We start from the raw sequence: 23,957 nt of genomic DNA on the forward strand, positions 1-23,957 counted from the left end.
CCCGCTCCCGTATTAGGGGAGCGGGTTGCACGGCACGCTATCAGGCCTAGCCTGAGTGGCTAGTCCTTGCGCCGTAAGCTGTCTTCAACTAAATCAAGCACGGAATCCAATTCGTCGACAGTGCGACCAGATGCCAGACGAACGATGATGCCATCGAGCATCAGCTCGAGAAAAAGCTGCATCGTGCGAACCGAATAATCCGACCGTAGGGAGCCGGATGAGGATGTCTGGGTCAATCGGTGGGCAACAGCGTCATCCAATTGATCCTGATGACCCAACCATTGGCCCTTAAACTCCGGATCGCTGCGAAGGCGACGGGCAATCTCAAGGCGAGTTCCCAGCCAGCCATGCTTGTCTGGGTTCGCCACGATGTCACGCATTACTTCCACTAAGCCGGAAGCCTCCGCGACTTCCGCCATATTTGCGGCATCTTCTTCGGCCAATGCTAAGAACAGACCTTCTTTGGATCCGAAGTGATGGAAAATAGCACCGCGAGACTTACCGGTAGCGGACTCCAGACGAGAGACCGTTGCGCCGTCGTAGCCGAATTCTGCAAAGCACTGCCGAGCGCCGTCGAGAATTTCGTGCCGCCGTTGAGCTAAATCCTGGTTACTCACTTTTGGCATAAGGAAACTCTTTTCTTGCCGGCGACGCCCAGGGACATGTTTCACTGCATGACGTGGCAGCGCCATTCCTATACTTCCCAAGCCTCATTTTGGTTGGGGTAGAGAAACCCGAGGCCGGCAGGGCGCTAGCCCGTGGGGTATGAATCCGCGGGCTAGCGCTACCTACCGGCCTCTAGAAGCGCTGCTTGTAACAAGCCCTAGCGCGCACGAGTCAAAGGGAAACTAGTTGCCCTTGATCATGTTGCGCAGGACGTACTGCAGAATACCGCCGTGGCGGTAGTAGTCAGCCTCACCAGGGGTATCGATGCGGACCACAGCGTCGAAGTCGAAGGACTCGCCGTTTTCCTTGGTAACCGTAACCTTGACGGTCTTCGGGATGGAGCCGTTGTTCAGCTCCTCCAGACCAGCGATGTCGAAGGTCTCAGTGCCATCGATGCCCAGGGACTTCCAGGACTCACCCTCCGGGAACTGCAGCGGAACAACGCCCATGCCGATGAGGTTCGAGCGGTGGATACGCTCGAAGGACTCAGCGATAACAGCCTTGACGCCCAGCAGCAGGGTGCCCTTAGCTGCCCAGTCACGGGAGGAACCGGTGCCGTATTCCTTACCACCAACGACGACCAGCGGAGTGCCAGCCTCCTTGTAGTTCATGGCAGCGTCGTAGATGAAGGCCTGCGGGCCACCCTCCTGGGTGAAGTCGCGGGTGTAGCCACCGGTAACACCGTCAAGCAGCTGGTTCTGCAGGCGGATGTTAGCGAAAGTGCCGCGCACCATGACCTCGTGGTTACCACGACGGGAACCCAGGGAGTTGTAGTCCTTGCGCTCAACGCCCATGGAGTCGAGGTACTGAGCAGCCGGGGTGCCCGGCTTAATGGAGGAAGCCGGGGAGATGTGGTCGGTGGTCACCGAGTCACCCAGGGCAGCAAGGACGCGAGCGCCCTTGATGTCGGAAACCGGTGCCGGCTCCATTTCCATCTCGTCGAAGTACGGTGCCTTGCGGATGTAGGAGGACTTGTCATCCCAAGCGAAGGTCTTGCCCTCCGGGGTCGGCAGGTTCTGCCAGCGCTCGTCACCAGCGAAGACATCCTTGTAGTCCTCGTCGTACAGCTCGGAGGAGATGGAGGCCTCGATGGTTGCTTCGATCTCTTCGGTGGACGGCCAAATGTCGCGCAGGAAGACATCGTTGCCCTCTGCGTCCTGACCCAGGGCGTCGGTTTCGAAGTCGAAGTCCATGGTACCGGCGATCGAGTAGGCGATAACCAGGATCGGGGAAGCCAGGTAGTTCATCTTCACGTCAGGGGAGATGCGGCCTTCGAAGTTACGGTTACCGGACAGAACCGCGGTAGCAGCCAGGTCGGCCTCGTTGATGGCGGAGGAAATCTCAGCCGGCAGCGGACCGGAGTTACCGATACAGGTTGCACAACCGAAGCCGGACAGGTAGAAGCCCAGAGCCTCGAGGTCCTTCCACAGGTCAGCGCGCTTGAAGTAGCCGTTAACAACCTGGGAGCCCGGAGCACAAATGGTCTTGACCCACGGCTTTGCCTGCAGGCCCTTCTCGACAGCCTTGCGTGCCAACAGACCAGCGCCAATCATGACCGACGGGTTGGAGGTGTTGGTACAAGAGGTGATGGAAGCGATAGCGACCATACCGTGGTCGAGCGTGTACTCGCCGCCCTTCGGGGAAGTGACGGTAATCGGGGAGCTCGGGCGACCTTCAGCGCCGTTAGCGGCGGACTCGCCGTGGCCCTCGCGGGACTCGTTGTAGTCTGCGGCCAGCTCGGAGGTCGGTGCGGAAGCCTTGACAGCGCCCTTAATCTCGCCGTCGGAGTAGTTGTGCAGGTCCTTGCGGAACTGCTCCTTGGCGGAAGCCAACTCGATGCGGTCCTGCGGACGCTTCGGGCCAGCGATGGACGGAACGACGGTGGACAGGTCCAACTCGAGGTACTCGGAGTACTCAGCCTCCGGAGTGTTCTCGTCCAACCACATGCCCTGAGCCTTGGCGTAAGCCTCGACGCGCTCCAGGGTCTCCTTGTCACGGCCAGTCAGGGCCAGGTACTTGACGGTCTCATCGTCGATCGGGAAGATTGCGGCGGTGGAACCGAACTCCGGCGACATGTTACCGATGGTCGCACGGTTGGCCAGCGGCAGCTTGGAGACGCCAGCGCCGTAGAACTCTACGAACTTGCCGACGACGCCGTGCTGGCGCAGCATGTCGGTGACGGTGAGCACAACGTCGGTTGCGGTAACGCCCGGCTGAATGTCACCAGTCAGCTTGAAGCCAACGACGCGCGGAATGAGCATGGAGATTGGCTGGCCAAGCATTGCGGCCTCAGCCTCGATACCACCGACACCCCAGCCCAGGATGCCCAGGCCGTTCTGCATGGTCGTGTGGGAGTCAGTACCAACACAGGTGTCCGGGTATGCCAGGCCGTTGTTCTCGAAGACAACGCGAGCCAGGTACTCGATGTTGACCTGGTGGACAATACCGGTTCCCGGAGGAACAACGCGGAAGTTGGAGAATGCGCCAGTACCCCAACGGAGGAACTTGTAGCGCTCATCATTGCGCTGGTACTCAATCTCGACGTTCTTAGCCAGAGCGTCTTCGCTACCGAAGGCCTCGATGATGACCGAGTGGTCGATGACCATCTCTGCCGGGTTCAGCGGGTTAACCTGATCCGGGTCGCCGCCGAGAGTCTTAACAGCCTCACGCATGGTAGCCAGGTCGACAACACAGGCGACGCCGGTGAAGTCCTGCATAATAACGCGAGCAGGGGTGAACTGAATCTCGATCGACGGATCAGCCGAAGGAACCCAGTTGGCGACAGCCTTGATGTGCTCCTCAGTGATGTTGGCGCCATCTTCGTTGCGCAGCAGGTTCTCACCGAGAACCTTCAACGAGTAAGGCAGCTTCTCCATACCCGGCACGGCGTCAAGAGCGAAGTAGTCATAAGACTTGTCTCCGACCTCAAGCTTGCGCAGGGCGTTGAAAGAGTTCTTGCTTTCAGCCACAGTCAGCTCCATTTCTATTCGGGTGAATTGTCGCCTTAACTGAAGAGTCCGGCACTCGAATTTCGGCTCTCCACAAGGCATAGGTGCGATCACGCCGCCCCTTATCAACCAATTAAAGCAATAATCACGACGCGGGGCACACGAGCCCACACACACGTTTTTAAGGAAGCGTTACCGTCCTTGCATCAACAATAACAGTACGAACGTTCTGTATGTAGATTGCTCGCGGCGCGCCGAGTCACGCTACCCCCGTTCACATCCAGAGCAGGCCATTATAGATAGGACAAACGAAGCAGCATCTCCGCCAAATTGGGGCGCGTGGAAACCATTCTCACGCAAAACAGGAGCACGATACGGAAGGCAATTAATGCATACGCCAGCAGATTCACAGGCAGCGAAAGAAACCGTCGAGAAGGTGGTCGCTCAGCTACGCACCGACAACATCGTGACAAATAACCCACAGCTCCGAGAAGCGGTCCAGCCAATTGTCGACGATGCAGCAAATCGGGGGGTACCCAATTTCAATATCATCTACCTAGATAGCGAGAAGATTTACCCCGTCGCCGAACAAAAGAACACCGACATCTTTTCCTTTGCCCGCCAAGTAGCGAACCAAGTCGGCGGCACCACTGTCGTGCGCACACCGGGCAATGTGGCCACCGCATCTGCCGATTTCCCCCGCGCAGCCATTGAACGCGCCGACCACGCAATGATGGAGACTCCACGAGACTATCCGGCGGGCCTCGATGCCTATTTGCACGAGCTCACTAACTACGTCGTTCCGTGGACTCTTTACAGCCTCATCGCAGGCGTCGTTATCGTCGCACTCTTCGTCGGACTGACGTTCTACTGGCTACGCACACGCCCAACCGCTTAAGAGTTCACTTTACGACGGACGCTGAAGCTAACGGTCTCACTGAATACATTCACCGTCCCCGGTTTTCCACCCCACGGCAAGGGACAGGGTAAATGCCCCAAAAACTGGTAGCAGTGGAGAACTCAGTCACTATCTCAATTGGATAACACTGTTGCAGTCGCCGTAACCGTGTCAACGATTTTCGCCAAGGTCAAGCATGAGCGCTTGACCGTTTCTTATGCCCGGTACCCCAGGTAAAGGTCCGCGGCAGTCCGGCACGCCGATAAGTCATCACATAGTGACATAATTCACACAGAAAACTGGGGTTCATCATAACCGCAGGCCACGGCATATAACGAAACGGTTACAAAGTGGGGGACAGTTGGTAATTTTGTTACTTATGTTTTTTTAGAGCTTTTTGACCCGTAAAGTGCTTCGTGATGCCAATAGTGGACTCAAGGGTCCAGTATTGACCAATGAAAACTCGCGGGAGCGCCGCTGTTGCTTTTGGTTCTGGTTTCGGTTCGACGTTTTTCGAAGTTCCACTCAAGACCTGGAGGCAACAACGGGAAGATATCCAACGATGGGGAAGTCGCTGGTGTCGATTCTGAGGCGTGAACGCACCCATAGGAGAAATGTAGGAGTAACGCGGTGCCGAGTAATCGCAAAGTCCGTGCATCATATTGGACTCGTCCAATTGCCGGTATTATCACGGCGGGTCTTCTGGCGACGAACACTCAGGTCGCAGCTGCACAACCACTGAATCCGAGCGACGCCCAGATCCGTCAAGCGCGTGAGGCGGCCTCTAACGCCGAGTCGTACTTGCAGTCCCTGGTCGCCGAGGTAACTTCCAGCGAGCGCCGGGTATCTGACCTCGAGCTACGCATGGGCACTCTCCGCGAGGATGTCAACAAGGCCATGGTGGACCTTGAGAACGCTCGAGATGCCGCTAACCGTGCGCGCGAGGCGGTCGACGAGGCGCGAACCCAACTCGACCGTTCCCGCGCTGAGCTCGCTAGTGCCCAGAAGCAGTTCGACGAGCTAGCACGCACCATCATGCGCCAGGGACGTTCCAGTGGCTCGATTCTCGAGGGTGCGCGAGATGCATCCGAGGCTATTAACCGTCTGTCCGCTTTGCGTCGCGAAGCGGATCGTCAAGAGCAGACCGTTGACTCTCTGGATAAGAATCGAACCGAGGCTGCTAACCAGGAGTCCACGCTTCGCAAGAAGAGTGACGAAGCTCAGCAGGCGGAAGCCACCGCAAACCAGCGAAACACCGATGCTCAGAACGCGTACTCCGAGGCAAACGAGGAGCTTCAAAAGGAGCAAGCTGATTACCAGCAGGCTCAGGTCGATCGCGATGCCGCAAAGGCATCTTTGGATGCAGCCCGAAACGCGGTCAACGAGCTGAACTCCCAGCGCCAGAATTATGAGAACGAGCAGGCCCGCAAGGAAGCGGAAGACGCCGCTGCCAAGAAGGCCGCTGAGGAAGCCGCAGCTAAGACTCGCGCCGAGGCGCAGTCGAACCAGACTGATGAGGATTCCTCTTCTGAGTCCACAAATGAAAGCTCTAGCACCACTGGTTCTACGAGCTCGACTGGTTCCAATAGCTCCACCGACTCGACTGGTTCGAGCAGCTCCACGGATACTACCGGCTCGACTCGCTCGACTGGTTCTAACAGCTCCACTGGCTCCACCAGTTCCTCTGAGACGACCGAATCTTCGGATTCCTCTGAGTCCACCGATACCTCGGATTCGTCTAGCACCGGCAGCTCGTCGTCAAGCGGCACCCCGGCACAGACTGTGGCGCCGACGAATCCGGAGACCGGTCAGAGCACCTCGGGTTCTTCCAGCCAGAAGGTCGAGACTGTCATCGCACGCGCGATGGGGCAGCTCGGTGTCCCATACGCATGGGGCGGTGGCAACGCCAACGGCCCGACCAAGGGCATCCGTGACGGCGGAGTAGCTGACTCCCACGGCGACTACAACAAGATTGGTTTCGACTGCTCGGGCCTGACTCTGTACGCCTACGCCGCTGTCGGCATTGACCTGCCTCACTACACCGGCTACCAGTACCAGCGCGGAAAGCACTACCCGGCATCTCAGATGAAGCGTGGTGACCTGCTGTTCTGGGGCCCGAATGGTCATGGCCACGTCGCTATCTACCTGGGCGATGGCAAGATGATTGAGGCACCGCAGTCCGGTTCTGTGGTTAAGATCTCGCCAGTCCGTTATAACGGAATGACACCGAACGTTGTCCGCCTCGTCTAGTTTCTAACGACGTGTTCTACAGGTCGGGCGACCGACCTAAAGAAGGGTTTCTCTGTGACCTACCCAACGCCCACTGACCACACGGACCTCGAGCGCGCATACGCGGAGCTGGGGAAGGTTGTGGTTGGCCAGGAGCACCTGATTAAGCAGCTCTTCATCGCGATGCTCGCAGGAGGTCATGTCCTGCTCGAAGGTGTTCCGGGTGTTGCGAAAACTCTGGCAGTGTCTACTTTTGCCACAGTGATGGGTGGGTCCTACTCCCGCATCCAGTTCACTCCGGATTTGGTGCCATCAGATATTGTCGGCACCCGGATTTTCCGCCAGGACACCTCGGAGTTCATTGTCGAGCCCGGCCCGGTCATGTCAAATATCGTGCTCGCTGATGAAATCAACCGCGCACCGGCGAAGGTGCAGTCGGCACTGCTGGAAGTCATGGCAGAGCACCAGGTGTCCATCGCAGGGGAGTCCACGCCAGTACCGGAGCCGTTTTTGGTTCTGGCCACGCAAAACCCAATCGAAAACCAGGGTGTCTACCCACTGCCGGAGGCCCAGCGGGACCGTTTCCTATTTAAGGTCCTCGTGGGTTACCCCACTCCGGCGGAAGAGCGGGAGATTGTCTACCGCATGGGAGCCACCCCTCCAGTCGCGCAGCAGATTCTCACCCCAGAGAGTGTTCGGGAACTGCAGCGCGCTACCCGCGAAGTCTTTGTCCACCACACACTGATTGACTACATCGTGGCCGTCATCGAACTCACCCGCAATCCGATGCGGGCGGAGTTGAAGGATGTCGACCGCTGGCTTTCCTATGGCGCATCACCGCGTGCAACTCTTGGTGCTGTCGCGGCCGCCCGCGCCCACGCGCTGTTTTCCGGTCGCGACTATGTCGTGCCGGACGATGTGGTCTCCGTGCTTCCCGACGTACTGCGTCATCGCTTGGTCCTGTCCTATGAGGGCCTGGCCGATGGCGTTACTCCCGAACGGATTATTGACATCGTGTTGTCTCACGTGCGCCTTCCCCAAGGCGCGAGCACTGGCTCCGATGAGGGCACTGCCTCCTAATGTCAGCTCGTGAAGACGATCTTGCACGCGTCCTGGCGTACTTAGAGCTAACTGTTACGCGTAAGCTCAACGGACTTTTGCGCGGCAGCTTTCTCTCCACCGCTACTGGAGATGGCTCTGAGCCGGTTGGCTCCCGCGAATATGTCATCGGCGATGATGTTCGCCAGATGAACTGGGCAGTGACAGCCCGCACTGGAGTGCCGCACGTTCGCACCTCCGAGGCCGAGCGCGAGCTGGAGTGCTGGATCGTCGCCGAACCCGCCGCACGTTTGTCCACGGGCTTGGCCGATACCACCAAACGACATCTGCTCACCGCCGCTGCCGGCGCTGTAACGATGCTTAACGACGCCCCGGGGTCCCGAACTGGATTAATCGCCGGTGGCACTCCAGTGCCCGCGGGCCAGGGCCGTGCCCACAGCTTGATGCTGCTCAAGCACTTGGCTGACGCGACCGCTGAGCACAATCTCGCCGCGGATATTGACACAGTAATGACCCAGGCTCCGCGCGCTGGATTATTGGTTGTCATCTCGGACTTCCTTGGATCACTCGATTGGGCGCGACCGCTGCGCGTTGCCTCGGCCTCGACAGAGATTATGGCAATCCGCCTGGTCGATCCAGCCGATGAAGCCTTACCCGGCGATGGCCCGGTGGTCATGGCGGATTCAGCAACTGGTGAAACCATTGAACTCAACATCAACGACAAAACCCGCGCCGAGTACGCAGCTCAGGCTAGTGCCCACCACGAGCGTGTAATCAATGAACTGCGCAAATGCCGTGCTCGCGTTATTACCTTGCGTACGGATTCCGATTGGGTACTGGATTTTGCCCGACAAGTTGGCCAACATTAGCGTCTGAGTAACCGCTTGTTAGTGCTATTTTTAGGCCACCGACTAACCGGCTATAGCCACTGGTTTATACGCGACTGTTTAGGCGACTGGATGTGAGGAAACTGATACCGCGATGACGTTCCTAAACTCAACTTTTGCGCACCCAGGTTGGCTGCTCGCGCTCGCTCTGCCTCTCGTGGCAGCCGTGGCCTATTGGATCAGCACTAAGCAGCGAAAGCAACGTGCCATTGCCTTTGGCAACTTCACCATCGTTGGGTCACTGGGGAATAAGTCGTCGGCACGCCTACGCCATGTCGTGGCTATCAGTGCGCTGTTGTCTCTAGTTCTGGTCATCATTTCGTTGGCCGGCCCGATTTCGGAGACCAAAGTCGCCCGCAACCGAGCGACGGTCATGTTGGTGGTCGACGTTTCGCTGTCCATGTCGGCCACGGATGTTGCGCCCGACCGCATCACTGCTGCTAAAGAAGCCGGCCAAGAGTTCGTGGAGAACCTTCCCGACGACCTCAATATCGGCCTGGTGACGTTCTCTGGCCGCGCTCGCACTGCGGTCAGCCCGACTACCAACCATGACACCGTGAATCGAGCCCTTCAGGCTGCTGAGTTAGATCAAGCGACTGCTACCGGTGATGCCATCGCTGCCGCGCTCGATGCCATCAATCAGTTCAGCGACTCAGTCCAGGGCGGGGGAGAAGGCGCCCCACCAGCGACAATTGTGCTGCTTTCCGACGGCAAACAGACCGTCCCGCAAGAGCTCGACGATCCCCGCGGCGCGTATACCGCCGCCGCCGAAGCCGCCAAGGCCGGGGTGCCTGTCAACACGATTTCGTTCGGTACCGCGCAAGGCGCAATCACGGTTCAGGGCGAGTTAATTCCAGTGCCTAACGACGACGATTCGCTGCGAGAAATCGCACGTCGTACAAAAGGTGAGTTCTTCAGCGCCGGTTCCCTCGAGCAGCTCCGGGATGCATATGACTCGCTGGAGGATGATATCGGTTACGAACTCAAGCGGGCCGAGAATCCGAGGCCCTATCTGATCGCAGCCTTCGCGATGCTGCTAGTGACCGTGGGCTCACTGCTTGTGACCAATCGTCGAATTCCGCAATAGGGCCGGGTTAGGGTGCCGTCGTAAAGCAATTGGATGGAACCCAGCAGGCAGGAGACCATGAGCATTGAGCAGTCGTCTTATGGTGTCCTCAGACTGCGCTACTAAACTGGTTGCCTATGTCTTCTGATAATTTTGACGCTATTTTGCTGTTGTCTTTCGGCGGTCCCGAAAAGATGGCCGATGTGCGTCCCTTCCTGGAGAATGTCACCCGCGGCCGCGGAATTCCGCCGGAGAGGTTGGACGAGGTCGGTGCTCACTATGCGCACTTCGGCGGCAAGTCCCCGCTCAACGATTTAAACCGTGAAATTGTCTCCAACCTTAAGGCTGAGCTCACTCGCCGTGGCTATGACTTGCCTGTTTATTTCGGCAATCGCAATTGGCATCCGATGGCTGAAGACACCGCGGCAAAGATGGCTGATGACGGCGTTAAACGAGCGCTCGTTTTCGCCACTAGCGCCTGGGGCGGATACTCCGGCTGCCGCCAGTATCACGAAGACATTGCTCGGATGCGCGAATCTCTGGGCGACCGTGCTTTTGACATGGAGAAAATTCGGAGCTTCTACGATCATCCGCTCTTTATAGAAGCCTATGCAGATGCCGTGCGTGAGGCGTTTGCCAAGCTACCGGATGACCGCCGTGAGGACACCCGGCTTATTTTCACCGCTCACTCTATTCCGGTCTCTGCGGACAAGGCATCTGGGCCGGTAGAACTCGGCGGAAATCTTTACTCTCGCCAGGTCAACGAAGCAGCGCGGCTCGTCGCCGATGCAGTCGGTATCACCGACTTTGACGTCGTCTGGCAGTCCCGCTCGGGCCCGGAGCACGTGCCGTGGTTGGAGCCTGACATCGTCGACCACGTTGAAGCGGAGGTCACCCAAGGCCTTCGATCCGCAGTAGTGTGCCCGATTGGTTTCATCTCGGACCATGTTGAGGTCGCCTGGGATTTGGATGCTGAGCTACAGGATGAAATGGCTCATCACGACATAGTCATCGAGCGTGTCGCAACACCTGGCCCGACGGCTACTTTCACTGACATGCTCGTGGAGCTCATCGAAGAGCGCATCGCAGATGCCGAACCCCGCCGCCTGGGAAGTGAACCGCTACTCGGCTCGGCCTGCAACGGCGCCCCCTGCGCCGCATCCTGTTGCACCCCGGCAAAGCGCCGCCCACACTGATTCCCTTGGCCTCAATTGGACCGCAGGGCAAGGCAAACCTCTAGCGGGTCCACTCCTGAATCGCGTATTCCACCGCGCTCATCCGCGCCTGCCGAATCTTTCGCCACAGCGGGATGAGCTGCGCATCAAACGCGGCGCTGCCGTGCCCCGACTCGCTGCCCTGTGCCACCGCCAGAATCGACGACACCCGATCAGCTCTGGCGAGCACTCCCAGTGCACGGCGCGGCACATCATCCGGAACAAAAGCCATGTCCAGATGATCATCAAGCATGCCGACCATCAGCCGGGGATCCACCTTCGGGGTACCACTGCTTGACGACGTCAGCGGTGAACGCGGCATCGCCGCAATAGTGGCAGCCGCAACTCGCGCCGCATCCGCCAGCTGCAAATCCGCCTCGCCAGGGGAGAGATAAGCCGGCTCCGGGATGTGTCCTTCGAGCGTGTACCAGTGCCACTGCAGCAGACCGGGCACCGGCGATGTCACTGGTACGAGCGCATGGTTCCAACCCGGCTCCGCATCCGCAATCACAATGGCTGAGCCTGCTGCGCGTGCGGCCTCAGCGGCGTCGGTTCCCGCAGGCAGTGCAGGTGCGTCACCGGATCCGGAGAGAATAAGGCGGACGAGGGGACGATGGTCACTGTGCCAATCTCCCGCGTCAGTAACTGCTCGAAGAAGGCGGAGCATGTCGCTTCGATCGAGATCAGCGTCGCAATCGATGACATTCGGAACCATGGCGTCGGCAAGCACGAATGTCCCCGGAACTGACGTGGGCCCGCCGAGCGAGTCAAGAGCATCGAGGAGATGATCGTAGTTTTCCAAACCCGACAACCATGCGCCCAGCCAAAGGGCGATGTGCTGAGTTGGACTCCAGACCTGGTCGAGAACACTGCGCTGCATAGTGCAGCTCATCCTAGTGCAGTGTGTCGCCGGTTCCGTAACCCATGCTGTTAATCTCAGTATCCATGAGCTTTCAAGACCCGTATCGCAATCAGGACGTGTTTGCTGGCGCACGTGGCCACCGCCGTCGTATCCCGCAGCCGGCACGCGAGGTAACAGCAGAAAATGGTGTTGTCGTCGAGGCGTCCTATGACGGATTCGTCGGTGCGATTATCGGGTTAGAGAAAACTTTTGACGGCTGGTGCGTTCGGCTGGAGGACCGCCACGGAAAGTCGCGGCTGTTTCCCATGCACGAGCGCGGTTTTCTCATCGATGGCAAACCTGTGACTCTGGTACGGCCGAAGGCACAACCAAAGAAGCCCTCGCAGGATCTGTCGGCATCGGGCTCGCGCAAGGTCCACAACGTCAAGGCTAAGGTTGCTCTACCCAGCCGTATCTGGGTCGAGGGTATTCATGACGCGGCAATTGTCGAGAAAGTATGGGGCCACGATCTGCGTGTTGAGGGCGTAGTCGTCGAGTATCTGGAGGGCTTGGACAATCTCCCGGAACGCTTGGCCGAATTTGGTCCAGGTCCGAAGCGCCGCGTCGGAGTCCTGGCAGACCACTTGGTGGAAGGCAGTAAAGAAAGCCGCATGACTCAGCAGCTCGGCCCGCATGTGATGGTCACTGGCCACCCATTTATCGATGTCTGGCAGGCGGTCAAGCCCTCGTCGGTAGGCATTGAAGAATGGCCGGAAGTTCCTTACGGGGAGGACTGGAAGACAGGAATCTGCCGTCGCTTGGGCTGGGGAGACGACCCCAAGGAGGGCTGGCGACGCGTCTACGCAGGTGTACACACCTACCGTGATCTGGAGTCGGATTTGATTGGTGCAGTTGAGCGCCTGGTCGACTTCGTCACTGAGCCACATATGCAGTACTGATCCCGAAATACTGGCTCCACTCGCCCCACATTTGTTCTGCAAAGTAGGTAGGGTGAGGGCGTGATTCCTCTCCTTTGGCTCGGAGCAAGCCTCCTATTGGTTCTCGGTGAACTCGCGGTCGGAGATTTAGCACTGTTAATGCTCGGAGCTGGTGCGCTGGCAGCGTCCGGTGCGAGCCAGCTTGGAGCGCCGCTTTGGCTGTCAGTGGTTATCTTCGCCGTTGTATCCGCCGCACTTGTGCTGACAGTTCGCCCTGTGTTGCGCAAAAAGATGGCAAAACCGGACAAGTCCGCTGAACTGGAGTCGCGTCCGGAACTGCTAGCGGGCCGTCATGCTGAGGTCATCGAGCCAGTTTCCTCGTCAGCGGGTCTGATTAAGGTCAATGGCGAGTTGTGGAGCGCGCGCAGTCTTCTGACTGCGCAGACTTTCGATGCAAAGGAAAGAGTCACGATTGTAGAGATTTCGGGCAATACCGCAGTAGTGGACAAGCTGCTCTGAGCAGTCAACTCACTTAAAGGGCGCTCGGAGCACTCTTAGTTACTGACCATTAAATAACTGACCACACAGTTTCTAGCTACGAGGGAATCCCATGGAAGGCTTTATCATCCTCGTCGTTTTCATTCTCGTGGTTGTTACCTTGGTTCTCAAAGCGATTGTCCTGGTCCCTCAGGGCGAAGCGGCAATCGTAGAGCGACTGGGACGATACACGCAGACACTGAATAGCGGCCTGAACTTCATCATCCCGATCATTGACCGAGTGCGCGAGAAGGTTGATACCCGTGAGCGTATGGTTCCCTTCCCGCCACAGGCAGTGATCACCGAAGACAACCTGACTGTGGCTATCGATACCGTCGTGACCTTCCAGGTCAACGAACCGGATCGGGCAATTTACGGTATCGACGACTACATCTTCGGCGTCGAACAGATCACCACCGCAACGCTTCGCGACGTCGTGGGTGGCCTGACACTGGAAGAGACACTGACTTCCCGTGACTACATCAACCGCCGTCTGCGCGGCGAGCTGGACGAGGCCACTGCCAAGTGGGGTCTTCGTATCGCTCGTGTGGAGCTGAAGGCCATTGAGCCGCCACCGTCGATTCAGCAGTCGATGGAAAAGCAGATGAAGGCCGATCGCGAGAAGCGCGCCATGATTCTGACTGCGGAAGGTACCCGCGAAGCCGACATTAAAACTGCTGAGGGCCGTAAGCAGGCACAGATTCTCGCCGCCGAAGGTAACAAGCACGCAGCAATTCTGGCTGCTGAAGCTGAGCGTCAGGCAACCATTCTGCGCGCTGAGGGTACTCGCGCCGCTACCTACCTTGAGGCACAGGGTAATGCTCGCGCTATCCAGAAGGTCAACGCAGCTGTTAAGGCTTCACAGTTGACACCTGAGATTCTTGCCTGGCAGTACCTGGAGAAGCTGCCTGAGCTGGCAAATAAGGACGGCAATACTGTTTGGATGATTCCGTCGCAGTTTGGCGACAGTCTCGAGAGCTTCGCTAGGGCTTTCGGCAAGAAGGATGCCGACGGTGTCTTCCGCTATGAGCCTCCGGCCGTGAGCCGAGAGACCAAGGAAGAGGCTGAGCAGGGCCGCGACGAGAACTGGTTCGACATGTCGACTAATCCGGAGTTGGCTCGTGCAGTTGCCGCGGCGAACGAGGTCGCTAACCGCCCGGTTGATGATCCGGTAGCTGCAGCAGCTGGTAATACCCCTGAGAGGAAGAAGAATCGCCGCGCTGATTCGGCTCAGCCCGCTCAGCCTGAACAGTTGGGTGGCCAGAACGGCCCGGCAGCGGTTGAACCTGCGACACCGGCTGCGCCCGCTGCGCCGGCCACACCGGCTGCGCCGTCAGTTCCTTCCGGCAAACGTGACCTGCCCTCGGCTCCTGGCACCGGCAATACCAATGCAGGCGGCGGTACACACTCCGCCGAGCGTCCAGATTTTTCAGGATGGTCACGTGACCCTTACGCCCCAGAAAATGGGCAGTAAGCTTTTATAACTCATCAGCTCGCTGAAGCAGGTGGACGGCCAGGTTCCATCCGGCCAGCTCCGCCTGCCAGCCAGCTGCTGCGAGGCGCTGATTGACGGCCTGCTTTGAAACTCCCAATTCTTCCGCGGCCTCTACCTGTGAATAACCAGCGCGAACCAAACCAGTTGCCTCGCGGCCTTCGGGGGACCTGCGAGAGATAACGTGGTGCAGCAATGTGAATGCTGCACCAATATCCTCCGAGTAATCCTTACCACGCGGATTGTTAGTCCGAATGCGGGTTTTTACCGTGCCGGCCCTGCCTCCCTTACCGATGACTGAGCTCGATGCCAGATGCGCTTGCTCAATGTCGTCCTGAGGACAAACACCGATACCTATCGCCCAGTCACCTGCGGCCAATAGCGCCAGCACAAGCGTGGTGACTCCCACAGCATTTTCAGGAGCTGCGCGAAGCTCTTCGATACCTGCAACCTCAACAGTTCCTACGCCTTCCAGGCCGGAAAGTGCCTGCGCAGAGGCCTGAACGTGATCTGCCCTGCGAGTAGATCGACCGCGATACCTGGCAAAGACTGAATACATACGCTCTAGTCTAGCCCCACCCCTTGACAGTTGGGCTAAGACACTTTCCTTCCCTCCGCACACTCACGGGCGCCCCACACCAACTCGCCGAAAACTCACGTCTAGCTCAAGAGCGCCAAGCGGTGTTTTAACGTTTCGAAGAACCGGTTACGACAGGGAACTTGGCGTCCGCAAGAAGTCCCAGCAAGCCAAGCACGAGCAGAATTCCCGTGGCCACCGCAAAGCGCACGTCGAAGCCGACCAACAGCGCGTCGCCAAGCAGAACGACGGCGAGTGTGTTCGGCGCCGAACCTAGGGCAGTGGCGATGATATACGGCACGATGCGTATCGACGACAGTCCACAGGCGTAGTTGAGAAACGAAAATGGCACGCCAGCAATCATGCGCAAGCTGAGCACTGTGAGCCAGCCGCGTTGCTCCAACCGATGGTCGAGACTGAGAAGACGGCGGTTGGTCAGGTGCGTGCGAAACCAATCGCGCCCCAAAAACCGCACAATGCATAGGGAGAGAAGGGCAGAAACCGTCGTCGCAGTAATTGCCAGCAGGAAACCGAGCACTGGCCCGAAGAGGATTCCGGAAGCCAAAGTGAATACGGTGCGGGGGATTGGGAACTGAGTCAGTGCAACGTATGCGAGGAAGTAGAGGAGCGGGAACCAGTCACCGGCATCGATGGACCACTGCCGGATGGTAGCGACCGTGGGAACATCGACGTACAGCGTGACGACGACCCCCACACCTACGGCTAGCACCAGCAGAACCTTTTTGAGTGTAGGGGTAATTCGCACATCGGATACGTTCACCCATTTGAGGTTACCGGGGATTGCGGGGAAGCGTGTGACCTGCGCGTTGGAGGCTCTGCGAGGAGGGGTAGTCAGCGGCTAAAGGCGTTTGCCCATTATTTCACTAGGATGGGAATCAAGGTCACTATGCCTTGGCTCGAGCACTTGACGTGCCCGTCAGCACAAACCGAACGTAAGGGTATTGCACAAGTAGCTGAAAAGTTCAGTGCACGGACACTCGGGTGAGTCTTAGCGTCTGACTAGTGGCTCTTATTGACTATTGGAGGAAGCCAACGCCTTTAGATCCCTTTCCGTCGCGGAGAATTCGGAAATTGTCGCAGCCGAATTTCCTCGGCCGTGGATTGATGGGGGCGTTGCTTAGAAAATGTAAGGGAGAAGGTCTGTCGTGACTGACCGAACGACCCCCGAATCACCTTCCACGCTGCCACCAAACTTCGAGGAATTGCAGAATTCCTGGTATCAGGGCGTGGCCAAGGTATTCGCGCGGGTGCACAAGCAAGACGTTGCAGATGTACCGCTCGATATTTGGAAACGACTGATTCAGACCACCTACGACGGTGTCGATGTCCGCCCGCTCTACACCCGCGCGGACGAGCTCGCGGAAAGCCCAGCTCCGGGCCAGTTCCCATTCGTCCGTGGCGCAAAGGTCACTTCGGACAACACCAACGGTTGGGGTGTTCGGGAGACCTTCGGTCGCCAGTACCCGGGTGAGGATGCCCTTGACCCAAAGGCGGTCAACGAGACTCTGCTGACTGCCCTGGAAAACGGAACCACGGACATCCGCCTGGACTTCACCGGCTCCCTCGAAGCCGCTGATGTGCCGGCTCTGCTCAACAACGTCTACGTCGACCTTGCTCCGATTGCCGTGCATGCCGGTAAGAAGACTGCGCAGGTTGCGGAAGCACTGACGTCCTACATCGAGCAGGCAAACCCGACTAATCCGGACGCCGTCGCAGTCGAGCTTTCCGCGGCTCCGCTGACCTCCGCTTTTGCCGGTATTGACGATATTTCTCTCGACGAGGCCACTCAGCTGGCCGTCAAGGCGGCTAAGCAGCCGGGCGACGTCCGCGCCCTGCTTGTCGACGGCGTTGTTTTCTCCAACCTGGGCGCAAACAACATCCAGGAGATTGGCTACAGTCTCGCCGTTGGTGTCGCCTACCTGCGTGCGCTGACCGAAGCCGGATTGAGCGCTGAAGAAGCGCTCGGCCAGATCGCTTTCCGCTTTGCCGCTACCGACGACCAGTTCGACACCATCGCGAAGTTCCGCGCTGCTCGCGTTCTGTGGGCTCGCGTTGCTGAGGTTATCGGTGCCCCCGAGGCTGGCCGCGCTCCGATGCACGCCGTAACCGCCCCGGTCATGTTCAGCCAGCGCGACCCGTGGGTCAACATGCTGCGTGTAACTGTCGCGTCCTTCGCCGCAGGCGTCGGCGGTGCCTCCTCAGTTGAGGTTCTGCCGTTTGACTACGCAGTTGTCGGCGGCATGCCGAACGTCTCCAAGACTTTCAAGGCTCGCATCGCTCGCAACACCAACCTGTTGCTGCTGGAAGAGTCTCACCTTGGTTACGTCGCTGACCCGGCAGGTGGTTCCTACTTCGTCGAAGACCTGACCGAGGAAATGGCCGACAAGGCGTGGGAGATTTTCACCGGCACTGAGGCTGCCGGCGGTTTCACCTCCGCGGAGTCCGATGTTCGCGCCGCCCTGGACGCTACCTGGGAAAAGCGCCGTGCCGATATCGCACATCGCCGCACCAAGGTCACCGCTATCAACGAGTTCCCGAACCTGGCTGAAGCCCCGCTGGCTCCCGAGGCCCGCCCGGAGGGCGACCCGATTCGCCGTTGGGCAAGCGACTTCGAGGCACTGCGCAACCGCTCCGATGACTTCCTGGCTGAAAAGGGCAACCGCCCGCTGATTGGCATGCTGCCGCTGGGGCCGCTGGCCAAGCACAACATCCGCACTGGATTTACCTCCAACCTGCTGGCTTCCGGCGGTATCGCCGTCGCAAACCCCGGCCAGGTAGTGCCGGGCGAGGCCGGTTTCGAAGAGGCAGTGAAGGCCTCACCGATTGTCGTGCTGTGCGCAGCCGACAGCGAGTACGAGGCCTCGGGCCAGGACGCTGTCAAGGCCGCCCGCGCCGCAGGCGCTAAGGAGGTTCTGGTGGCCGGCTCCGAGAAGAGCTTCGCTAATGCCGCTGAGGACGCTCGCCCTGACGGATACCTGAACATGACCATCGATGCTGTCGCGGAGCTATCCCGACTGCTGAACGAACTGGGAGCGTGAAGGAAATAATGACCACCATCCCAAATTTCGCTGACATCTCCCGCAACACCGACGATGCAGCCGCTGCCACCAACAAGGCAGCTGCCGCGGAAGCTGGTGAAGTGTGGACCATTCCAGAGGGCATCGATGTCAAGCGCGTCTACGATCGCGCTGACCGCGACGCCGCTGCTGCCGAGGGCCACCCGGTAGATTCTTTCCCGGGTATCGCCCCATTCATGCGCGGGCCGTACCCGACCATGTACACCAACCAGCCGTGGACTATTCGCCAGTACGCTGGCTTCTCCACCGCAGCTGAGTCCAATGCCTTCTACCGCCGCAACCTCGCGGCCGGCCAGAAGGGCCTTTCGGTCGCTTTCGACCTGGCTACCCACCGTGGCTACGACTCGGACAACCCGCGTGTGTCCGGCGACGTCGGTATGGCCGGCGTGGCAATTGACTCGATTTACGACATGCGTGAGCTCTTCCAGGGCATTGACCTGGGCGGCGTCTCGGTGTCTATGACCATGAACGGCGCTGTGCTGCCGATTCTGGCCTTCTACATTGTCACCGCTGAAGAGCAGGGCGTTTCGACCGAGCAGCTGCGCGGTACGATCCAGAACGACATTCTCAAGGAGTTCATGGTTCGTAACACGTACATCTACCCGCCGAAGCCTTCGATGCGAATCATCTCCTCGATCTTCGAGTACACCTCGGCAAAGATGCCGAAGTTCAACTCGATTTCGATTTCCGGCTACCACATTCAGGAAGCGGGCGCGACGGCCGACCTTGAGCTCGCTTACACGCTTGCCGACGGCATCGAGTACCTGCGGGCCGGTATTGACGCTGGCCTGGAAGTTGATAAGTTCGCTCCGCGTCTGTCCTTCTTCTGGGGCATCTCGATGAACACCTTCACCGAGATCGCCAAGCTGCGTGCAGGCCGCATCCTCTGGTCCGAGCTGGTTGGCAAGTTTGGCCCGAAGAACCCGAAGTCCCAGTCCCTGCGTACTCACTCGCAGACCTCTGGTTGGTCGCTGACCGCTCAGGATGTCTACAACAACGTCGCGCGTACTGCTGTTGAGGCTATGGCCGCAACACAGGGCCACACCCAGTCGCTGCACACCAACGCACTGGACGAGGCTCTGGCACTGCCGACTGACTTCTCAGCCCGTATTGCTCGTAACACTCAGCTGCTGCTTCAGCAGGAGTCCAACACCACGCGTCCGGTTGATCCGTGGGCTGGTTCCTACTACATCGAGTGGCTGACTAATGAGCTGGTCAAGCGTGCACGCCAGCACATCGACGAGGTCGAAGAGGCCGGCGGTATGGCACAGGCCACCATCGAGGGCATTCCGAAGCTGCGTATTGAAGAGGCTGCAGCTCGTACGCAGGCCCGTATTGACTCGGGTCGTCAGGCTCTCATCGGCGTGAATAAGTACCAGGTCGAAGAGGACGAGGCCATCGAGGTTCTCAAGGTTGAGAACTCCCGCGTGCGCCAGGAGCAGATTGACAAGCTGGCTCGCCTGCGCGCCGAGCGCGACGAGGAAGAGGTTCAGAAGGCACTGGCCGCTCTGACCGACGCTTGCCGTAACCCGGGTGAACCGGGGGACCTGGACAAGAACCTTTTGAAGCTCGCTGTCGACTGTGCTCGCGTCATGGCCTCCATCGGTGAAATCTCCGACGCCATGGAAGAGGTCTTTGGCCGCCATCAGGCCGAGATCCGTACTCTCTCCGGCGTCTACAAGGACGAAGTTGGCAAGGAGGGAGCCGTGTCCAACGTCTCCAAGGCCATCGCCATGGCCGATAAGTTCGAAGAGCAGGAAGGTCGCCGTCCCCGTATCTTCCTGGCCAAGATGGGCCAGGATGGTCACGACCGTGGCCAGAAGGTCATCGCGTCCGCCTACGCGGACCTCGGCATGGACGTTGACGTGGGACCGCTGTTCCAAACTCCGGAGGAGGCCGCCAAGTCGGCAGTCGACTCGGATGTCCACGTCGTCGGTGTTTCTTCGCTGGCCGCCGGACACCTGACGCTCGTTCCTGCCCTGCGCGATGAGCTGGCAAAACTGGGTCGTGAGGACATCATGATTGTTGTCGGTGGTGTTATCCCACCGGGCGACTTCCAGGAACTCTACGATGCCGGCGCCGCGGCTATTTACCCGCCGGGCACTGTCATCGCTGATTCGGCAATCGACATGATGACCAAGCTCTCTAACGAGCTGGGCCTCGACCTTGCCGTTGACGAAGAGTCCTAAATAACTACCGCATCCGCGCTGGGCTGACTGTTCAGCTCAGCGCGTTGTCGGAATTGAGAAGTAGCGATGAACGAGTATCTTGAAGAAAACCTGGGCACCCTCGTCACTACCGCTGGCACGGTCGTTGAGGGAAAGACCGCTGTAGCCCCCGAAGTCGTCCGCCGTGCGCGACGACGGATCGATGTCGACGACCTCTTTGAGGGCGTGCGGGCTGGAAACCGCACTAAGTTGGCTCGGGCAATCACGCTGCTGGAGTCGACTGCTCCGGCGCATAAGGTGCTGGCTCAGGAACTACTGGTGAAGTTGCTACCATTTTCCGGCAAGGCCATGCGCGTCGGACTTACCGGCGTCCCCGGCGTCGGTAAATCAACCACGATTGAAACCCTCGGGCTAAAGCTGATCGAGGAAGGCCACCGCGTTGCGGTGCTGGCCATCGACCCGTCGTCGACGAAGTCCGGTGGCTCGATTCTGGGCGACAAGACCCGTATGTCCCGGCTCTCGGCCGCGGATGAAGCCTTCATCCGTCCGTCGCCCTCTGCGGGCACACTCGGTGGTGTCGCCAAGGCAACGCGTGAGGCCATGGTGGTGCTCGAGGCCGCAGGCTACGACATTGTCATCGTCGAAACTGTCGGCGTCGGCCAGTCCGAGGTCGCGGTGGCACAGATGGTGGATACGTTTGCGTTTCTGGCACTCGCCGGCGCTGGTGACCAACTCCAGGGCATCAAGAAGGGTGTGCTGGAGATGGCCGACGTGATTTCTATCAACAAGGCGGATGGTAAGAACTTGCGCCCGGCAAAGCGCGCTGCGCGTGATCTGATGACGGCCATGAAGATGGTGCGTTCCTCAGACCAAGTCTGGACGCCACCGGTACTGACTATGTCGGCATTGGAGGACGACGGCATCGACAAGTTCTGGCAGGCCATCGAGAACCATGTCGAGGCTATGCACGAGAATCATCTCTTTGATGAAAACCGCGCTAACCAGCAGATTAAGTGGATGTGGTCCATGGTGCACGAAACGCTCTTGCAGCGACTCAACACCAACGAGGCTGTGCAGACAGAGAGCACCCTGGTGGAAAAACAACTCCGCTCGGGGCAGCTGACACCGACGCTCGCCGCCCAGCGCATCATGGAGGCATTTGACCAGGGAAGGGCATCGAACGCCGGGCTCGCCAACTAGGTTCTAAAGGGCGCGGGGTTTCGTCGTAAAGCGAGTAAAGCGAGCGTATCCGTGTGCGCCTACTGACCGCGGTGATGGGGCGGATCGCTGTAGAGCGTGTGTTCGGCGAAGTGGAGAGCGTTGACCACGAGGTTGGTGAGGTGCTCGTCGGGCTGAGAGTAGAAGCTAGACGTGCCCTCCTTGCGGGTCTGCACCATATTGGCCATGCGCAACTTCGCCAGGTGCTGAGAAATCGCGGGGACGGGGCGATCGAGCGTACTAGCGATCGCGGTGACGGTCATCTCCCCGTCACGAAGGAGCGACAGGATGGAGAGACGCGTCTTGTCTGCCATCAACTTCAGTACGCTAGTGGCAACGTCGAGCTCGGTGCTCGTAGGAGCCTTCTCAGTCATTTGGAGGGGTTAGTCCTTTCGAAGTCGACATGCCAAACGCTTACTATGTTCAATAAGTTGAACATTACTACGTATTGATACCAGTATTCAATTTCAGATGTCACATTAGGCTGTCACGAAAAAAGGAGAGTGCACCTAAGGGGCAGCGACCAAAGGTACTGAAAAATCCTTCAGTAATATCATCTGCATGGATTGGTTGATGGGTACCTTCCCGTGGCTGGTGGAGGACTTAACGTGGTGGCAAGTACTGTTTTTCGCACTCGACTACACGATTAAGTTCATCGCGATTGGATGGGTACCGGAAAACCGAAGCCCATCGGCTTCGACGGCGTGGCTGCTGCTGATTCTGCTGATTCCATTTATCGGCCTACCTCTGTTCCTCTTCCTGGGCTCGCAGCAGATTACGGGCCGTCGGCATGAGGTACAGGCACTGGCACAGGAGCTCATTGCGGAACGTACCGAGCATCTGCCCGACGTACCGGACGATGCCGAGATAGAAGATGACGTTGTCAACGTATTCAAGCTCTCGCGCCAGCTCACGGGAATGCCGGCAATTGCCAGCGCAGAAAAGGGACTTTTCACCGAATTCGACGCCTCCATTGACCGCATGATTGAGACCATCGATGCGGCCCAGAAATCAATCCACGTGCAGTCCTACATCTTTGCACTGGATTCCAGCACGGAGCCTTTCATACAGGCTCTTGAACGCGCGCACGACAGGGGACTAGAGGTCAAGGTACTGGTCGATCCAATTGGTTCGTGGAAGTACCCCGGCTACTACAAGCTGAAGAAGCGCCTGGACCAGGCTAAAATCTCCTGGCACCCGATGCTGCCCGTGAGCTTGCTGAAGCTCACCTGGCGCCGCCTGGATCTGCGTAATCACCGCAAGCTCGTAGTTGTTGACGGCGACATTGTATTCATGGGCTCGCAGAATTTGATTGAGCCCGAATATCAGAAGAAAAAGAACCATAAGATCGGCCGTCGCTGGGTGGACACGTGGATTGAGCTCGAGGGCGATATTGCGCTGGCCTTCGACGCAATTTTCGCGGTTGATTGGACCAGCGAGCTATACAAGACCCCAGACGCCACCAGGGACTATTCACTCCACAACACCGAAGTCAACGACAACTACAACGTTGTCCAGGTGCTGCCGTCGGGTCCGGGCTTCAGCACGGAGCCGAACCTGCGCGTCTTCAATAACATGATCTACCAGGCACACGAGCGGATTATCGCCGTCAGCCCGTACTTCGTCCCCGACGAATCCATGCTCATGGCGCTGACCTCTGCCGCATATGGAGGCATCGACGTCCAGCTCTACGTCAACGAAGAGTCCGATCAGTTCATGGTCGGCCACGCGCAGCAGTCCTACTACCAGGCACTGCTAACCGCTGGCGTGAAGATCTACCGCTATCCGGCGCCTGCGGTCCTGCACTCCAAGTTCATGGTTATCGACGACCGCATGGCCATGTTCGGCTCCTCCAATCTGGATATGCGCTCGTTCGGCCTCAACTACGAGATCACGCTTCTTTCCGCCGCCGGTTCCATCGTGGACAAACTGATCACGCTTGCCGACGAGTACCGCGACAAATCTTTCCTGCTCACCCAGGAGGAATGGAATGACCGGCCCCTTCGCCAGCGCTACCTGGACTCTGTTTTCCGCTTGACCTCGGCGCTGCAATAGGGCAGTCCCATTGGTCCGACAGACAAAGCAAAAATCGGGTTAAGTAAAGAAAAGTGTGTCCGCATG

General features: G+C 58.6%; 19 protein-coding genes. 13 read left to right on the forward strand and 6 right to left on the reverse strand.

Going from position 1 to position 23,957, the window contains the following annotated elements:
- Window positions 1-59 precede the first annotated feature (59 nt).
- Entirely contained in the window at window positions 60-626 is a 567-nt protein-coding gene (locus HMPREF2562_RS01775) for a TetR/AcrR family transcriptional regulator (RefSeq protein ID WP_016422763.1), read from the reverse strand.
- A gap of 222 nt (window positions 627-848) precedes the next feature.
- On the reverse strand, window positions 849-3,635 hold the full coding sequence (gene acnA / locus HMPREF2562_RS01780) for an aconitate hydratase AcnA (RefSeq protein WP_080971469.1): 2,787 nt from the start codon (window positions 3,633-3,635) through the stop codon (window positions 849-851).
- Between the two features lie 367 nt (window positions 3,636-4,002).
- Between acnA and HMPREF2562_RS01785 the strand changes: the two genes are divergently transcribed.
- From HMPREF2562_RS01785 to HMPREF2562_RS01810, 6 genes are all read left to right on the forward strand, one after another.
- Window positions 4,003-4,512: an Rv1476 family membrane protein gene (locus HMPREF2562_RS01785; protein ID WP_070549507.1), complete on the forward strand. Its 510-nt coding sequence runs from the start codon at window positions 4,003-4,005 to the stop codon at window positions 4,510-4,512.
- A gap of 630 nt (window positions 4,513-5,142) precedes the next feature.
- A complete protein-coding gene (locus tag HMPREF2562_RS01790) occupies window positions 5,143-6,762 on the forward strand; it encodes a DIP1281 family NlpC/P60 protein (RefSeq protein WP_070549509.1) in 1,620 nt (539 codons plus the stop codon).
- Between the two features lie 54 nt (window positions 6,763-6,816).
- A complete protein-coding gene (locus HMPREF2562_RS01795) occupies window positions 6,817-7,821 on the forward strand; it encodes an AAA family ATPase (RefSeq protein WP_016422767.1) in 1,005 nt (334 codons plus the stop codon).
- Window positions 7,821-8,669, forward strand: a complete 849-nt coding sequence (locus HMPREF2562_RS01800) for a DUF58 domain-containing protein (protein ID WP_070549510.1) — start codon at window positions 7,821-7,823, stop codon at window positions 8,667-8,669. The genes HMPREF2562_RS01795 and HMPREF2562_RS01800 overlap by 1 nt, the downstream gene beginning before the upstream one ends.
- Window positions 8,670-8,781: 112 nt before the next feature.
- The gene (locus HMPREF2562_RS01805) at window positions 8,782-9,774 is read left to right on the forward strand and encodes a VWA domain-containing protein (protein ID WP_070549513.1); all 993 of its coding nucleotides are present in this window, start codon (window positions 8,782-8,784) and stop codon (window positions 9,772-9,774) included.
- A 116-nt stretch (window positions 9,775-9,890) separates the two neighbouring features.
- Entirely contained in the window at window positions 9,891-10,949 is a 1,059-nt protein-coding gene (locus HMPREF2562_RS01810) for a ferrochelatase (RefSeq protein WP_070549514.1), read from the forward strand.
- A 40-nt stretch (window positions 10,950-10,989) separates the two neighbouring features.
- On the opposite strand, the gene HMPREF2562_RS01815 is transcribed toward HMPREF2562_RS01810, so the two are convergent.
- On the reverse strand, window positions 10,990-11,847 hold the full coding sequence (locus HMPREF2562_RS01815; protein WP_070549516.1) for a hypothetical protein: 858 nt from the start codon (window positions 11,845-11,847) through the stop codon (window positions 10,990-10,992).
- Between the two features lie 65 nt (window positions 11,848-11,912).
- Between HMPREF2562_RS01815 and HMPREF2562_RS01820 the strand changes: the two genes are divergently transcribed.
- From HMPREF2562_RS01820 to HMPREF2562_RS01830, 3 genes are all read left to right on the forward strand, one after another.
- Window positions 11,913-12,767 carry a DUF3097 domain-containing protein gene (locus HMPREF2562_RS01820; protein WP_070549519.1) on the forward strand — a complete coding sequence of 285 codons (855 nt, stop codon included), beginning with the start codon at window positions 11,913-11,915 and terminating at the stop codon, window positions 12,765-12,767.
- A gap of 60 nt (window positions 12,768-12,827) precedes the next feature.
- The gene (locus tag HMPREF2562_RS01825) at window positions 12,828-13,265 is read left to right on the forward strand and encodes an NfeD family protein (RefSeq protein ID WP_070549521.1); all 438 of its coding nucleotides are present in this window, start codon (window positions 12,828-12,830) and stop codon (window positions 13,263-13,265) included.
- A gap of 91 nt (window positions 13,266-13,356) precedes the next feature.
- A complete protein-coding gene (locus HMPREF2562_RS01830) occupies window positions 13,357-14,757 on the forward strand; it encodes an SPFH domain-containing protein (RefSeq protein WP_070549523.1) in 1,401 nt (466 codons plus the stop codon).
- A 4-nt stretch (window positions 14,758-14,761) separates the two neighbouring features.
- On the opposite strand, the gene HMPREF2562_RS01835 is transcribed toward HMPREF2562_RS01830, so the two are convergent.
- Window positions 14,762-15,334, reverse strand: coding sequence for a hypothetical protein (locus HMPREF2562_RS01835; protein ID WP_049190712.1), 573 nt, complete (start codon window positions 15,332-15,334; stop codon window positions 14,762-14,764).
- A gap of 127 nt (window positions 15,335-15,461) precedes the next feature.
- A complete protein-coding gene (locus HMPREF2562_RS01840; RefSeq protein WP_052317814.1) occupies window positions 15,462-16,133 on the reverse strand; it encodes a TVP38/TMEM64 family protein in 672 nt (223 codons plus the stop codon).
- Between the two features lie 385 nt (window positions 16,134-16,518).
- On the opposite strand from HMPREF2562_RS01840, the gene HMPREF2562_RS01845 reads away from it, so the two are divergent.
- The 3 genes from HMPREF2562_RS01845 (at window position 16,519) to meaB (ending at window position 21,818) form a co-directional block, all read left to right on the forward strand.
- Complete coding sequence (locus HMPREF2562_RS01845; protein ID WP_070549525.1) at window positions 16,519-18,411, forward strand: methylmalonyl-CoA mutase family protein; 1,893 nt, start codon at window positions 16,519-16,521, stop codon at window positions 18,409-18,411.
- Between the two features lie 8 nt (window positions 18,412-18,419).
- Window positions 18,420-20,639: a methylmalonyl-CoA mutase gene (gene scpA / locus HMPREF2562_RS01850; RefSeq protein WP_070549527.1), complete on the forward strand. Its 2,220-nt coding sequence runs from the start codon at window positions 18,420-18,422 to the stop codon at window positions 20,637-20,639.
- A gap of 66 nt (window positions 20,640-20,705) precedes the next feature.
- Window positions 20,706-21,818 carry a methylmalonyl Co-A mutase-associated GTPase MeaB gene (gene meaB / locus HMPREF2562_RS01855; RefSeq protein WP_070549530.1) on the forward strand — a complete coding sequence of 371 codons (1,113 nt, stop codon included), beginning with the start codon at window positions 20,706-20,708 and terminating at the stop codon, window positions 21,816-21,818.
- Window positions 21,819-21,877: 59 nt separating this feature from the next.
- Here the strand turns inward: meaB and HMPREF2562_RS01860 are convergent, their stop codons facing one another.
- Window positions 21,878-22,210 (reverse strand): ArsR/SmtB family transcription factor, encoded by a 333-nt coding sequence (locus tag HMPREF2562_RS01860; protein WP_016422780.1) that lies wholly within the window; start codon window positions 22,208-22,210, stop codon window positions 21,878-21,880.
- Window positions 22,211-22,397: 187 nt separating this feature from the next.
- On the opposite strand from HMPREF2562_RS01860, the gene cls reads away from it, so the two are divergent.
- Entirely contained in the window at window positions 22,398-23,891 is a 1,494-nt protein-coding gene (gene cls / locus HMPREF2562_RS01865; RefSeq protein WP_065419942.1) for a cardiolipin synthase, read from the forward strand.
- Window positions 23,892-23,957: the final 66 nt, after the last annotated feature.

Origin of the sequence: Corynebacterium sp. HMSC077G07, from assembly GCF_001809225.1 — a bacterium.
GTDB classification, from domain to species: domain Bacteria; phylum Actinomycetota; class Actinomycetes; order Mycobacteriales; family Mycobacteriaceae; genus Corynebacterium; species Corynebacterium jeikeium_D.

What these genes read in the sequence shown, in the direction of transcription:
- HMPREF2562_RS01775 (WP_016422763.1), bottom strand. Translation starts at nt 626, where the DNA reads ATGCCAAAAGTGAGTAACCAGGATTTAGCTCAACGGCGGCACGAAATT.
- HMPREF2562_RS01785 (WP_070549507.1), top strand. Translation starts at nt 4,003, where the DNA reads ATGCATACGCCAGCAGATTCACAGGCAGCGAAAGAAACCGTCGAGAAG.
- HMPREF2562_RS01800 (WP_070549510.1), top strand. Translation starts at nt 7,821, where the DNA reads ATGTCAGCTCGTGAAGACGATCTTGCACGCGTCCTGGCGTACTTAGAG.
- HMPREF2562_RS01805 (WP_070549513.1), top strand. Translation starts at nt 8,782, where the DNA reads ATGACGTTCCTAAACTCAACTTTTGCGCACCCAGGTTGGCTGCTCGCG.
- HMPREF2562_RS01810 (WP_070549514.1), top strand. Translation starts at nt 9,891, where the DNA reads ATGTCTTCTGATAATTTTGACGCTATTTTGCTGTTGTCTTTCGGCGGT.
- HMPREF2562_RS01815 (WP_070549516.1), bottom strand. Translation starts at nt 11,847, where the DNA reads ATGCAGCGCAGTGTTCTCGACCAGGTCTGGAGTCCAACTCAGCACATC.
- HMPREF2562_RS01820 (WP_070549519.1), top strand. Translation starts at nt 11,913, where the DNA reads ATGAGCTTTCAAGACCCGTATCGCAATCAGGACGTGTTTGCTGGCGCA.
- HMPREF2562_RS01830 (WP_070549523.1), top strand. Translation starts at nt 13,357, where the DNA reads ATGGAAGGCTTTATCATCCTCGTCGTTTTCATTCTCGTGGTTGTTACC.
- HMPREF2562_RS01835 (WP_049190712.1), bottom strand. Translation starts at nt 15,334, where the DNA reads ATGTATTCAGTCTTTGCCAGGTATCGCGGTCGATCTACTCGCAGGGCA.
- scpA (WP_070549527.1), top strand. Translation starts at nt 18,420, where the DNA reads ATGACCACCATCCCAAATTTCGCTGACATCTCCCGCAACACCGACGAT.
- meaB (WP_070549530.1), top strand. Translation starts at nt 20,706, where the DNA reads ATGAACGAGTATCTTGAAGAAAACCTGGGCACCCTCGTCACTACCGCT.
- HMPREF2562_RS01860 (WP_016422780.1), bottom strand. Translation starts at nt 22,210, where the DNA reads ATGACTGAGAAGGCTCCTACGAGCACCGAGCTCGACGTTGCCACTAGC.
- cls (WP_065419942.1), top strand. Translation starts at nt 22,398, where the DNA reads ATGGATTGGTTGATGGGTACCTTCCCGTGGCTGGTGGAGGACTTAACG.